This window comes from Rhodococcus sp. P4_B6 (assembly GCF_056402215.1).
Genome location: NZ_JBFUHV010000212.1, coordinates 1 through 13,061, shown reverse-complemented (window position 1 = coordinate 13,061; position 13,061 = coordinate 1). Strand labels below are relative to the sequence as shown.

The 13,061-nt window shown below is 65.2% G+C and carries 13 protein-coding genes and 1 pseudogene; 5 read left to right on the top strand and 9 right to left on the bottom strand.

Features of this window, described 5'->3' with window-relative positions:
* Positions 1–278: 278 nt before the first annotated feature.
* Together AC1DWT_RS44840 and AC1DWT_RS44835 are read left to right on the top strand one after the other, a co-directional pair.
* Positions 279–992, top strand: a complete 714-nt coding sequence (locus AC1DWT_RS44840) for an SDR family NAD(P)-dependent oxidoreductase (RefSeq protein ID WP_206012275.1) — start codon at positions 279–281, stop codon at positions 990–992.
* Between the two features lie 18 nt (positions 993–1,010).
* The gene (locus AC1DWT_RS44835) at positions 1,011–1,382 is read left to right on the top strand and encodes a YybH family protein (protein ID WP_206012274.1); all 372 of its coding nucleotides are present in this window, start codon (positions 1,011–1,013) and stop codon (positions 1,380–1,382) included.
* A gap of 332 nt (positions 1,383–1,714) precedes the next feature.
* On the opposite strand, the gene AC1DWT_RS44830 is transcribed toward AC1DWT_RS44835, so the two are convergent.
* Entirely contained in the window at positions 1,715–2,353 is a 639-nt protein-coding gene (locus tag AC1DWT_RS44830; protein WP_206012273.1) for a ScbR family autoregulator-binding transcription factor, read from the bottom strand.
* A 268-nt stretch (positions 2,354–2,621) separates the two neighbouring features.
* Between AC1DWT_RS44830 and AC1DWT_RS44825 the strand changes: the two are divergent.
* Positions 2,622–3,016 (top strand): annotated as a pseudogene (locus AC1DWT_RS44825) (DNA-binding protein); the annotation flags it as partial.
* A gap of 43 nt (positions 3,017–3,059) precedes the next feature.
* Here AC1DWT_RS44825 and AC1DWT_RS44820 read toward each other — a convergent pair.
* Both AC1DWT_RS44820 and AC1DWT_RS44815 read right to left on the bottom strand, forming a co-directional pair.
* Positions 3,060–3,860, bottom strand: a complete 801-nt coding sequence (locus AC1DWT_RS44820) for an ABC transporter permease subunit (protein WP_241031201.1) — start codon at positions 3,858–3,860, stop codon at positions 3,060–3,062.
* The gene (locus tag AC1DWT_RS44815; protein ID WP_477925746.1) at positions 3,857–4,801 is read right to left on the bottom strand and encodes an ABC transporter ATP-binding protein; all 945 of its coding nucleotides are present in this window, start codon (positions 4,799–4,801) and stop codon (positions 3,857–3,859) included. Before AC1DWT_RS44815 ends, AC1DWT_RS44820 begins: the two co-directional genes overlap by 4 nt.
* A 406-nt stretch (positions 4,802–5,207) precedes the next feature.
* On the opposite strand from AC1DWT_RS44815, the gene AC1DWT_RS44810 reads away from it, so the two are divergent.
* Both AC1DWT_RS44810 and AC1DWT_RS44805 read left to right on the top strand, forming a co-directional pair.
* Entirely contained in the window at positions 5,208–5,378 is a 171-nt protein-coding gene (locus AC1DWT_RS44810) for a hypothetical protein (RefSeq protein ID WP_477925745.1), read from the top strand.
* A 65-nt stretch (positions 5,379–5,443) separates the two neighbouring features.
* Positions 5,444–5,614: a hypothetical protein gene (locus AC1DWT_RS44805; RefSeq protein WP_167372093.1), complete on the top strand. Its 171-nt coding sequence runs from the start codon at positions 5,444–5,446 to the stop codon at positions 5,612–5,614.
* A gap of 81 nt (positions 5,615–5,695) precedes the next feature.
* Here the strand turns inward: AC1DWT_RS44805 and AC1DWT_RS44800 are convergent, their stop codons facing one another.
* The 6 genes from AC1DWT_RS44800 to AC1DWT_RS44775 form a co-directional block, all read right to left on the bottom strand.
* Positions 5,696–6,178: a hypothetical protein gene (locus AC1DWT_RS44800; protein ID WP_241031200.1), complete on the bottom strand. Its 483-nt coding sequence runs from the start codon at positions 6,176–6,178 to the stop codon at positions 5,696–5,698.
* Positions 6,179–6,979: 801 nt separating this feature from the next.
* A complete protein-coding gene (locus AC1DWT_RS44795; RefSeq protein ID WP_072947464.1) occupies positions 6,980–7,438 on the bottom strand; it encodes a nuclear transport factor 2 family protein in 459 nt (152 codons plus the stop codon).
* Between the two features lie 670 nt (positions 7,439–8,108).
* A complete protein-coding gene (locus AC1DWT_RS44790) occupies positions 8,109–9,683 on the bottom strand; it encodes a class I adenylate-forming enzyme family protein (protein WP_206012270.1) in 1,575 nt (524 codons plus the stop codon).
* The gene (locus tag AC1DWT_RS44785; RefSeq protein WP_477925744.1) at positions 9,680–10,822 is read right to left on the bottom strand and encodes an NAD(P)-dependent alcohol dehydrogenase; all 1,143 of its coding nucleotides are present in this window, start codon (positions 10,820–10,822) and stop codon (positions 9,680–9,682) included. Before AC1DWT_RS44785 ends, AC1DWT_RS44790 begins: the two co-directional genes overlap by 4 nt.
* Before the next feature lie 53 nt (positions 10,823–10,875).
* Positions 10,876–12,336, bottom strand: a complete 1,461-nt coding sequence (locus AC1DWT_RS44780) for an aldehyde dehydrogenase family protein (protein WP_206012268.1) — start codon at positions 12,334–12,336, stop codon at positions 10,876–10,878.
* Between the two features lie 74 nt (positions 12,337–12,410).
* The coding region (locus AC1DWT_RS44775) for a helix-turn-helix domain-containing protein (protein WP_477925743.1) at positions 12,411–13,061 on the bottom strand (651 nt) is incomplete at its 5' end.

The following is a 13,061-nucleotide window of genomic DNA, read 5'->3' as shown; positions in this document are numbered from 1 at the left end:
CTCGCCGCCGCCGACGCCCTCACCCGGGATGTCGATGATCTCGGCATCCACGCCAGCGGAGTCTGGCTGCCCGAGGACGACCCCCACCGCTAAGCCGGGGGCGCCGTAGGAGGCTGCGCCTCCCAGGAGGGAGCAAACAGGTCGTGGCGCGGACCTCCGCCGCGCGCGCATCATCGATTCGTGAACGAAACCACCCGTGTTCCGAACGGTATTTCCGGGATTTTCGGTCACCGAGTCCTTGTGCGCCAACCCCGTTGCGAAAGAGAGTAAGTCGACATATGAGCACCACCCAGAAAGTTGTCATCGTCACCGGCGCTTCCCAGGGCATCGGCGCGGCCCTGGTCACCGGTTACCGGAAGCTCGGCTACGCCGTCGTCGCGACCTCCCGCTCCATCGGCGCATCCGACGATCCCGAGGTGCTGACCGTGCCCGGCGACCTGTCCCAGCGGGGAACCGGCGCCGACATCGTCGAGCAGACGCTGGCGCGGTTCGGCCGGATCGACACACTGGTGAACAACGCGGGCATCTTCGTCGCCAAGCCGTTCACCGACTACACCGACGAGGACTACGACGTCGTGACCAGCGTGAACCTGCGCGGCTTCTTCGACATCTCCCGCGGCGCCGTCGCCGCGATGCTTGCCCACGGTAGCGGCGGCCATCTGGTGAATGTCTCCACCACGCTGGTTGACCACGCCAACTCGCGGGTGCCCTCGGCACTCGCATCGCTGACCAAGGGCGGGCTGAACGCGGTCACCAAGTCGCTGGCGGTCGAGTACGCGACCCGCGGAATCCGGGTCAACGCCGTCGCGCTCGGCGTCATCCGCACCCCGATGCACCCGGTCGACACGCATGAGGCGCTCGCCACCCTGCACCCGGTCGGCCGGCTGGGCGAGATCGACGACGTCGTGGACGCGATCCTCTACCTCGAGCACGCCGGGTTCGTCACTGGCGAGATCCTGCACGTCGACGGCGGCCAGAGCGCCGGGCACTGAGAGCGAGGCGGACATCTCATGAACAGCACGGCTGAAAACGAAGAAATCTTGCGCGGGGTGCTCGACCGGTGGAAGGCCGCCGTCGACGCGCACGAGCCCCAGCGCGTCGCCGCCGGGTTCACCGCGGACGCGATTTTCCAAGGCCTGCACCCATATACAGTCGGACGGCAGGGTGTCGCCGACTACTACGAATCCCAGCCGCCGGGCATGACCGCCGGGTACCGGATCCTCGAAACCCGTCGACTCGCCGACGACGTGGTGCTCGGTTACTTGAGCGTCGATTTCTCCTTCACGGACCGGCCGACGCTGACCGTGAACCTCAGCGTGCTGATCCGCCAATCGCTCGACGGCGATCTGATCAGCCACTACCAGGTTTCCCGGCTCAGCTGAAACAGCCTGCGTCGCCCGATCGTAATCCGGCTGAGCAGTTGCTGGGGCCGCGTCCAACCCCCGTCGTAGACCCGTATGTAGTGACTACTCGCGGATTGGGGTGGTTGCTGGCAGGGACCTCGCTTACACAACTCGAGGGTTACCGAGCGTCGTTTTCCGCGCTCGGCCTTTCCGGCAAGCACCCTGCTCCGCGACCACATCCCCGACCTGGACTGGTACCGCAGCCTCGACGCCGATATGGTCAAGGACTTCCTGATCGAACAAGCACTCCGGGGGGCTCTATCCTGCGTGCCGTTACATCGAGGCTCCTCGGCCCTTATTGACAGCACCCTTCACGGCGGGCGCACCGAAGGCAGCCTTCGGGTGACGAATTGTCGGAAGTAGTCGATCTTCGGTGTGGTCACCAGCACCGGGAGCAGCAGATCCCACGCCATCGCGGTCCGCGTCGGCAGGGTGTCGGTGGCCGTCGCCAGGAGGCGTGCCCCGGCGAAGAGTTCCACCAGGAGCTGCCCGACTGCGTCCGGATCGGTGTCCTCGCGCAGGTCGCCCTCGTCGATTGCCCGGCGGGCGAGGAGTTGGTAGGTGGTTATCCAGGTGGTGAAGGTGTCCGTCTCGGAACTTCGGTAGTCGCCCATTTCGGTGATGAGGCGGAACGTTGCGCCCATCACCGGGTCGTGGAGGGCGGCGTCGACGGTGACGAAGGAGATGCCGATCATGGTCTCGAATGCCGGTGCGGGGGAGGCGAGATACGGGGTGCACACGGCGGTGAACCGCCTCGTGCCCTCCTCGATGACGGCGCGGGCGAGTTCTTCCTTGGAGGCGTAGTGAAAGTACAGGGCCCCCTTGGTGACCCGGGCCTGGGTGAGGACCTCGCTCAGCTTCGTCTCTGCGTAGCCGCGGTGGGTGAATACCTCGGCCGCGGCATGGAGCAACGCGCGACGAGTGACTTCCGCCCGCTTCTGGGTGGCCATTGACCTGCCCTTCGAGTACCGAGATCATCGACCGGACGCGAATTATGAACGGTCCTGGATGGGGTTGACCGACGCCCTGCACAATGCTTACCCGATGTGGAGGTTCGTCGCATGATGTTCGGTATGGCCTGTGAGGCTTGATCCGTCCGGAGGAATCTCTGGCACCGAGTTCGGTCGTAGCAGAGGGCTGCCGCGCGGGCTGGTTTCTTAGCGGAATCCTTACGCCTCGGCGGCGGATTTCGGCGTTGTCAGGCCGTACGCTTCGGCGGTGTCCAAAGCCGTCCATGCGGTGCGGCGCCTGATTCTGGGTCGTGCGCTGCGCAGTGAGCATCTCGGTGACCAGTTGCTGTCCAAGCGGCTGGCGCTGCCGATCTTCGCCTCCGACCCGCTGTCGTTGGTGGCCTACGCCACTCAGGAAATCCTGCTGGTGCTGTCCTTGGGCGGACTGGCGTACCTGTCACCCCGTACCTGGGTGCGGCGGTGGTGGTGCTGCTGGCGGTGGTGGTGCTCTCCTACCGGCAGGTGGTGTTCGCCTACCCCAGCGGCGGCGGATCCTACGAGGTCGCGAACCGCAACCTGGGGCCGTCCGCCGGGTTGACGGTCGCCGCCGCCCTGCTCGTCGACTACGTGATGACCGTCGCGGTGTCGGTGGCCGCCGGGGTGGGACGTGACGCGGTTCGAAGTTCATTCCATGTGCGGCGGGTGGTCAGTGCAGATCCCGCCGTCGGAAGCTCCACCAGGCCACCGCCGCACAGACCATGGAAACGGCCATCGGAGCGAGGAACGGCTCGAGCGCGATCCCCTGCGCGAGCATGTTGCGACCCCCGTACCAGTGCCAGGGTGAGGCGAACCGCAGGAAGTGCAGGCTCTCGCTCGACACGGCGACGGCGTTGAGGAGGTTTCCCACCACGGCCACGGTTGCGGCGGTGGCGATCGCCACCGACCGGCGGCCGGTCCAGGCGCCGGCAGCAAACGCGATCGCGCCGTGCATCAGCCCGAATGCGGTCGCCGCGAACACCGCCGCGACGAGTCCGGGGATCGACACACCCACGAGCAGACCGAAGGGTGGGGAGAACGCGAGAAGGCTCGCGGTGGTGACGATCCCGAGGCCGAGCGACAGCGCGACGACGGCGACGAATCGCTCGATCAGGACACGTCCGCGGGTCACCGGGTTGGACAGGAGCAGTTCGAGGGTGCCGTCCTCCTCGCTCCCGCCGATCGCGTATGCGCCGGCCCCCACGGCGAAGATCAACAGTAGGACCGGCAGGGTGAGGCCGAACAATCGGCCCTGCAGGTACCCGGGCGGGGAGGTGATGAGGATCTGGTCGCTCGAGCCGATCAGGGTCTTGAAGGTGTCCGGAAGGTTTTTGACAAGGTTCTCGATCCCGGTCACGTTCTTGATCGTCGGGTAGAACGCGTTGTTGACCGCCACGTAGGCGGCCACGCCGCCCGACCACCACACCATCGAGCGACGCCGGTCCGCGAGGAAACGCCCCAGAACCTTCACGGCTGGTCCCGGTAGAAGTCGAGGAAGGCGTCCTCGAGGTCGGTCTCGTGGGTGACGATCCGCCGCACCGGCAGCGTCGCCGCCGCCTTGAGGACGGCGTCGACGTCGCCCTCGACGACGAGCCGGATCACCGCCCCGGACGCCGTGGCGCGCACGACGCCCGGAAGCTTCTCGAACGGCTCGGCAMTCGCTTCGCCGGCAAGGTGCAGGTCGATGTGCTGGCGGGCGTGGCGGGCGAGTTCGTCGACGGCGGCGAYCGTGACGAGCCGGCCCGTCCTCAAGATCGCGACGCGGTCGGCGAGCGCTTCCACCTCGGGCAGGACGTGGGAGGACAGGAACACCGTCGCGCCGGCGCGTGTGACGTCGCCGATCAGTTGGTGGAACTCGTGTTGCAGCAACGGGTCGAGACCCGCGGTGGGTTCGTCCAGGATCAGCAGCTCCGGACGGTGCAGGAACGCCTGTACGATTGCGGTCTTGCGGCGGTTGCCGGTGGAGAGCTGCCCGATCGGCCGCGCCGGATCGAGGTCGAAGCGTGCGAGGAGCTCGTCGACGTAGGTCGTGTCGATGTCGCCGCGGAGGTGGCCGTAGAACGCGATCAGGTCTGAAGTGGTGTATCGGGGATCGAACCGGAGCTCGCCGGGGATGTAGCCGACCCGGCGGCGGATCGCCGGGTCGGCGCCGCTGCCGCCGAGCACGGTGTAGGTTCCGGCGGACGGACGAATGAAGTCGAACAGCATGCGGATCGTGGTGCTTTTCCCGGACCCGTTGGGGCCGAGATACCCGAACACCTCACCCCGATGGACATCGAGGTCGAGCGCGTCGACGGCGACGAGATCACCGAAGCGTTTCGACAGTCCGCGCATTTCGATGACGCTGTCGGCTGCGCCCCGCTGCGGAGGGTGCGGACGCGCGGCTTCGTGGCCTTGATGGTCGGGCGCCATCTGGCCATGGTATTTCCCCGATTCCGGGTTCGGGCAGTGCGGCATCGAGGCCGTGTATCCGGCGAGTTCGTGGTCCCGATCCGTGAAGTGCTCCCCGCCGGTGTTGACGAACGGGACCAAAGAATTTGGAATGGGCACACCGGTGCCGCGGCGACGGCGAGGATGCAGCATCGAGGGTGTGCGCCGACCACGCTGGCCTGTTGGAGGTCGGGGACCAGGGAACGCCGGGGCGCTGGCCGGCGCCGCAGCTGTGCAGGAAAGCCCGGCAGCCGTCCATGGGGAGGTCACTTCACCGGCACATCCTGCACTCGATCCGATGAGAACCGCCGAGTGCTTATCACCCATGCGGGACGTGTGGGCGCGCATGGGTGAGCACGGTGATGCGGGTGCAGCAGACTTGTCCGTCATGACGGATCCGCTGCATGCCCACCTCACCGAACGTCTCCGCCGGGCTGTCGCCCGCGCCGCCAGGGAGGGCGATCCCCTGTTCGGCACCGTGGAGGTCACCATCGAGGAGTTGRCCGAGCTGCTCGAACGCCAAGTCCCTCCCCGTGACGAGGATGCTGCGCCGCGCTGAGGGTGCCACTCGTGTGTGGCGAGCGGCACGCTCTGATGACCGCCCGCCCAGCACAGGCTGAGGCCGTGGGCGACCGAACCGCAGCAGACCTCGAGCGTGAACTCGCCATGCTCGCCTACGTACGCGACTGTCTCCGCGCGTCGGAGGGCGAAGACTTCCGCATCCCGACGACCACGGTCGATGAGGTTCTCGACGAGCTGAACAGTGTCGAAAGATCACGGTGGGCTTCGACGTGATTGACGGCGGTGCGGCACCCCGAGGTGTGGTGGTCTTGATGGAGCCACCTGTGGGCCGGGGACGATGGTGGGTGGTGTGGGTCAGTCCGGATGGTGACCGCACATGCGATTGCCGTGTTGGCAGTTCACAGATGCGCCGGCATGGGAACAGGGTGATCGCGGAGACGGTGAATCCCGCGGTGCCGAGTAGGGCCCGCGACGATGCCGCTCGTCGTCGGCCACCACGGACCGCGGCGTGGCGAATTTCTTTCCCGGTGCCATTGATCGACGCTCGCGGACCGGCACCGAGGCGTGCCGGTTCGGGTCAGAGGATTGCGGTGTCGGGCCGACGTCCCGGTGATCGGCCCCGGCGTCCGGTCGGTTGATGTGTTCGGCGCATCGCAGGGTGACGGACCAGAACTGGTCGAGGTCGGGGAGGTCGGCGATGGGGAAGCCTTTCGCAGTGGATTGGTGGTCCTGGCCGACGAGATGGGCGAGTTCGGCGAACCGACGGTGGTATTTGATTTTGTCGTACTGGTACCAGTTGCCGTAGGCCATCAGCTGCCCGGCCTTGTTGATCCACAACTGGATCGGCGCGTACCGCGGCCCGTAGGGGTGGAAGAAGATGCCACACCCGGGTTGGTTGCCGCACCAGAGGTCGTCGTGGGTTCCGCGCCGGTCGTCGACCTGGTCGAGGAGCGTAGAGTTTCTCGGCGCTCGCGCGGTCGGTGTCGGAGCCGATGGTGTCGAGAAAGCTGTCCTTCGTCCCCCGGGTGGTGGTGTCGGCTGAGGTGCGAGCTTTGGCTGCGGCGATCTCGCCACCGTAGGTGGAGGTGATGAGGATCCCGAGGTCACCGTGCCGGGCGTAGGCCAATTGGAGGGCGGTGACCTGTATGGCGTCGCGGGTGATCTGGTTGAGGTACTCGACGAGTCGCCGGAGGTCGGCGTCGATCTGGTCGACGGCGTGGCAGAGGTGGCAAGCATTTTCGGGCAGCCACCGAGCCGGGCCGGGACGAGGTGGAGGCGGTGGCCGGTCTCGGGTTCGTTGCGGTGTATTCGACGACCCGGCCGGTTTCTCACGCCGACCAGACCCGATTGTGGCTGAGCGGGAACGATTTTTCACCGGGGTGGGTGTTGCTTTGCCGGAATCACGGTGATCACCGTACCGCCGTCGAAGTCAAGGCCACTGTCAAGCCGTCGGAGCGTGGTTGTCGGCGTTCGTCGATGACCGAATCGCGGAACCATAGCGAAGCTGTGTCACCRGTACGACAGTTCACGACGGCGGAGTGGCACTCACGCCTGTCGCCGCAGCACTGTCGTCCGTGTCATTTGCGTCGGTAGGCACAGTTTCGGTGTTCGTGCCGTGGCTGAAAAGGCGGCGAAAACCTATCGAACCAACGGAGCACTGCTTCCCCGAAAGTTATAGTCCTCGAACGGAATCCCATTCGGAAAGCTGGTGCTGTAAAACTCTTCAGTCCGCGTGATGAGTCCTTGTTCGTTCACGGAAAGAACAATGAATCCCCTGTAGGAGAAGGTAGTACCGGTCGCCGCCATCGTGGGGAGGTCTTTCTCGAAAGTGCCGGACCCGACGAATGAGAACATCGACCGTGACCCTACGACATCGATCTTAGCGATTTTCATCTCGAAGTTCGGAATTGAGTTGCTCCAGATGTCGATGTGTAGAGCGATCGATTCTCGGCCCGTCCTGCGAAGTTGGAAAGCATGGTCAATGTACTCGCCAGTGTCGCTGTACTGTGCCGCGAAGGCTATGCCGTCCCGATCCTTGAACAGGTCGACCCAACGGCGAGAGATTTGTTCGATCGATTTGCTTGAAATGTCGGTCATGTCGTTCTCCTTCGAATCGCGAGGCCAGCCCGTTCGTGGCTCGACGTCTGCATGTATGGCGGGTTGATACATCGCTCATTTTGCACGCGATTGTCGAAGCCACAATGCTCCAACCGCGAACACTTGACGATGCATGGTGAGGCGACCACCGTGATGACATCGCCCTCGACGTTCGTCCAGGCTGGATGCTCACCGCCGGTCAGCGCGAGCAGCGACTCGGTGACATCAGGTTGGAACGCTGCCAGATAGATGAGGTGGAATGCCTCCGTAGGAATGCACGACGATGACGGTCGGGCCGTTGAGGCTCTCCAACGCAGTTCGAACGGCCTCCGCGTCATCGTGCATGCCGAGACGTGGTGGACCCTTCTCGGCCACRCTGAGAAGGTCGAGGAAGGACACTGTTCACCCTCGGTCGGTGGGTTTCTCTTCGAGGACTTCCAGCACAAGGCGCAGTGGACGAGCAAGTCAGGTYGTTTTGGCGATGCCATGAACATGTTCTCCGTTTCGAGAGGTCCTCGACGCCGCCTCGGATGCGGGACGGGTGCTTTCACTTGTGCGTGGACAGTATTGACGCGCGGATCAGCTGTGATCGGAGTACCTGCAAGTATCGAGTTCGGTTTGGCATCGGGTGCGATGGTTGGTGATCCAGTTCGTTGTGCAAACCCGGAATCTACCGGGTGAAGGTGGGATCGAGTTCGGTGAGTTTGCGGCGCATCAGCTTTCCTGAGGACGTTGTCGGGAGGGCGTCGACGAAGACGACTTCGCGGGGGCGTTTGTAGGCGGCGAGGTGCACCCTGCAGTATTCGGAGATGATGGTGGCGTCGAGATCGCTGTCGGGCGCGGCCACGATGTAGGCGACCGCGACCTCGCCTTTCACCTCGTCCGGGCGTTTGCCGATCGCGACCATCGTCACCTGGGGGTGTGAGCTGATGACGCGTTCGATCTCGGCCGGGTACACGTTGTATCCGGCCGTGAGGATCATGTCCTTGAGTCGGTCGACGACGAAGAAATGGCCGGTGTCGTCCACGTACGCGACATCACCGGTGCGGAGCCACCCGTCCGGACTGAGCACCTCCGCGGTTGCATCTGGGCGACCGTAATACCCGAGCATTACCAGCGGCCCGCGCACCATGAGTTCACCTGGCGTGCCGACGGGCACTTCACTCAAGCTGCCGTCGATGGGACCGATCTTGATCTCGATACCTGGCAAGGAAACTCCGATCGACCCCGGTACGGGAGGAGTGTAAACGGAGTGGGTGGTGCCGAGCCCGGAAATCTCGGTCATGCCCCACAGTTCCAGCACCGGCCCGGCGACACGGGCCTGCCACCGTTCGGCCAGGCTCGGGCTGAAGGTCTGGCCGCCGATGGTGCTCTTGCGCAGACTTGACAACTCGGCGGTCTCGAACGAGGGGTCGGCCATGATCATCGAGTACATCGCGGGGACACCTTCGAACATCGTGGCGCTCTCGGTACCGATCAGGCGTAGAGCGTGAGCTGCGTTGAACCGGTCCATCAACACGACCGTCCCACCGGCCAAAAAGGTGCTGTTGATAGCGACATTCCCGTAGACGTGCGCGGCCGGAAGGGCGGTGACCACGATGTCGTCGTCGAGCCGACCGTGCATGGTCGCCGTCAGGGCGCAGTTGAGCAGCACAGCCTGGTGCGTCTGCATGGCTCCCTTCGGGTTACCGGTGGTGCCCGAGGTGTATCCGATGCAGCACAGATCTTTCGGTGTCACCTTCGGTGTGGGTGTGGTTGAGGTGTCGCTGGCCGAATCCAGGAACTCTGCCCAGGGGACCGCGTTCTCGTGTGCCCCACTGGGACCGTCGAAGACGCAGAACAGTTCGACCGACGTCACAGCCTGGAGCGCACCTTCTACGGTGTCCGCCTGTGCGGACCCGGCGAACACCGCCTTCGCACCACAATCGCTGAGGACGTAGGACAGTTCGGGACCGGTGAGCATCACATTCACCGGGTTCACCACCGCGCCGGCTTTGAGGGCGCCGTGGTAGCTGACGATCCACTCGGCACTGTTCTGACCGTACAGCGAGACCACGTCCCCGGGCCCGATGTTGCGGGCGCGCAGGGATGCGGCGACCCCGTCGGACAGGTGGTCGAGTTCTCGGTAGGTCAGCCGGCGGTCGCCGACCACCAACCCGATCTTGTCGGGATGGCGGGTAGCGGCGAACGGGAGAATTTGACCGGGGCCAACCGAGGGAAGGGCCGCGGCGTGGAGATCACTCACTGCTCTGCGCTTTCGGTTTCGGTTTCGCGGGAGTAGGTGTCGAACGTCAAGACCGCCTTGGTGACCTCGCCGCGGTGGGCCGCCTCGAGGGCGTCGTTGATCCGCTCGAAGGGGAAGGTGGTGATCAGTTCGTCGAAAGGGAACCGCCCGGCCTGATACAGGTCGATCATGCGGGTGACGAACTCGGCGGGGATGGCGTCGCCCTCGATGACTCCTACCAGGGTGCGGCCGAACAGCAGATGTCCTTGATCGATCGTGATCTCGTTGGACATGCCCTGAAAACCCACGGTGGCGCAGACACCGGGGGACTGCAGGCATTGGAGAGCGCTCCGCAGCACCGCCGGCAGCGCAATACAGTCGACCGAATACTGGGCGCCGGGGCCGCCGGTGATGTCACGGACCCGGGCGGCGACATCCTCGGTGGCCGAGTTGATTGTATGGGTGGCACCGAGCTTGGTCGCCTGCTCGAGCCGGGACTGCTGGATGTCGACGGCGATGATGGTGCTGCAGTCGGCGGCCACCGCGCCGAGCAACGCGGCCAGTCCCACCGAGCCCACCCCGAAGATGACGATCGAGGAACCGGGTTCGGGCTGCAGGGTGTTCAAGACTGCCCCGGCGCCGGTCTGGATGCCGCACCCGAGGGGGCCGAGCAGCTCCAGGGGCAGATTGCGCGGCACTTTCACGCAGTTCTGCTCGTTGGCGACGGCGTGGGCCGCCCAGCACGACTGGCCGAAGAAGTGGCCACGAATCGGTTCGTTGCCGTGGGCCAACGCCGTACTGCCGTCGAGGCGGGCCCCGACGAGGTTGAGCTCGACGAAGTGTCGACAATGCTGGGGCACGTTGTGCTCAACGCAGTTGTCGCACTCGCCGCAGAAGTTGTAGGAGAGCACCACGTGATCGCCCGGGGCGACGGTGGTGACTTCGGATCCGATTGCATCGACGATGCCGGAGCCCTCGTGACCCAGCACGATCGGCGACTGATCGGGTTCGTGGCCGGCGATGACGCCGAGATCGGTATGGCAGATTCCGGATCCGACGACCCGCACGAGCACCTCATGCGGGCGCAGATCGTCGATACGAAGCTCTTCCAGCGTGAGCGGGCCGTCGGAGGAGCGCAGAACAGCAGCGGTGGTGTCCATCAAACTAAGTTCCTTCTTGGTGGGGCGGGTCATCGGAGCAAGGGCCGATGCGGTCAGGAGACGACGTTCCGCGCCTTGTTCAGGGTGATGGTCTGGTTGTTGGTGTACTCGGCGAGTCCGTGCAGGGAGTTCTCGGCACCGATTCCGGATTGCTTGTGCCCGCCGAACACCTGATGGGGGGAGTACTGGTGCACTTCGTTGAGCCAGACCGTGCCGGCCTCGAGGCGGCGTCCGATCCGCTCGATCGCTTCGAGGTCCTGACCCCAGACCGTCGCACCGAGGCCCCAGATGGTGTCGTTGGCCCGGGCGATCACGTCGGCCTCGTCGGTCCACCGCAGCAGCGGCAGGATGGGGCCGAAGGGCTCCTCGGTGACGAGGCGGGAGTCCTCCGGCGGGTTGTCGACCAGGGTGACGGGCACGAACCAACCGTCGGCGTTCGGGTCGATCCGGCCGCCGAGCGCGAAGGTGTATCCGTTCGCGGCGCAGTCGTCGAAGTATTCGCCGACCTTCTCGTACTGCTGCAGGTTCTGGATCGGGCCGAGCTGGGTGTCGCCGTCGGCTCCGTTGCCGACCTTGACCGTTCGCGCATACTTCACCAACTCGTCGCGGACTGCGTCGTACACGCTGTCGTGAATGTAGATGCGTTTGGCGGCATTGCAGAACTGGGCGTTGTTCTGGAAGGCCGCCCAGAAGATCTGCGGCGCCACCTTGACGGGGTCGACGTCGCCGAGCACGATCGCCGGATCGTTACCGCCCAGTTCGAGGGTGATCCGCTTCAACGTGCCCGCAGCCGAGCTCATCACATGGCGCCCGGTTTCGGTGCTGCCGGTGAAGGCAATCTTCGCGATATCGGGGTGCGCGGTCATCCACTTGCCGAGGTCGTCGTCACCGCTGACCGCACTGAGCACACCGGATGGCAGCAGATCCTGAACGAGTTCGACGAGCTTGAGATCGCACAGCGGGGTGAACGGTGAGGGCTTGACGATGATCGTGTTGCCCGCGACCAAGGCCGGCGCGGTCTTCCACACCGCCAACAGGATCGGGAAGTTCCACGGCACGATCGCTCCGACCACGCCGAGCGGTGTGTGCCGGCTGATGACCCGGCGCTCGGAGTCGTCGACGAGGATCTCCTCGTCCAGCGATTGCGTGGCGATCTCCCGGAACCAGGCAACGGACCCGTACACCTCCCACTCCGCCATCGGCCGCGGCTTACCCTGCTCGGCGGTCAGTAGCGCGAGGAAGTCCTCGGCGTGCGCCTCGAGCCGGTCACCGATCGCCGCCACGATCGCCTGACGCTCCTCGAGTGCTGTCGCGGACCAGGTCACGAACGCGGTCTTCGCGGCCACTACGGCGGCGTCGAGATCGCCGCGCGAGGCGACCGGCACGCGGGCGATGATCTCCTTGGTTGCCGGGTTGTAGACCGGCGCGGTGTCGGCGGTAGTGACGGGGTCACCGCCGATCGTCATCGGGAATTCTGCGTCGAGGTTGACTCGGGACTGGGCGTGAACGGTCACCAGATTCGTCCTTTGCGAGTAAGGCCGACTCCCCACTGGAGTGGCCCCACTCACATTTGTCGATCAGGGACGGTTCAACTGTTCCGATTACGAACACCCGGCCGCGGTACCGACTCCGCGATACCGTACCGGCGCAGACGGGCATACAGCGTCGTCCGTCCGATGCCGAGTTCCGCTGCCGCAGCTGCCCTGTTCCCGTTGGACGCCCGCAGGGCGGCGACGATCGCGTCCCTCTCGGCGGTCTCCATCAAGGTCAGTGACCGGGCAGTGCTGGTGTTCATGCGCACCGTGTCCGGGAGATCGTGTTCGACGATCATTCCGCGTTCTCGGCCGCGGGCGGCGTACTCGAGGACCGCTCGCAGTTCGCGGATGTTGCCCGGCCACGGCTGTGTGGCGAGAAGGTGGAGGGCCGAGGGGGCGAGCTCGACGGTGGATTCGGGAAGTAGCTCTGCCAGAACGGACTTGGCGACTGCTGCGAGCTTGTGCGGGTAGGTGCGCAGCGGTTGCAGCTCGTGCCGGGTCAGGGCCAAGGACGCGAGGGCGCGGTGCGGGTTGTCGAGGTCGGGTACGGGCGCGCTGGTGAGGACGACCTGGTTGCGGCTGACTCGCACGGGGCCGGCGAGCTGACCGGCCAACCACGCACTGAGGGCGTCGATGTTGTCGATCACGATCGAGCTGTCTTCCTCGAGCAGAGCCGATCGCACGGGGAGGAACCACTGTGCTTC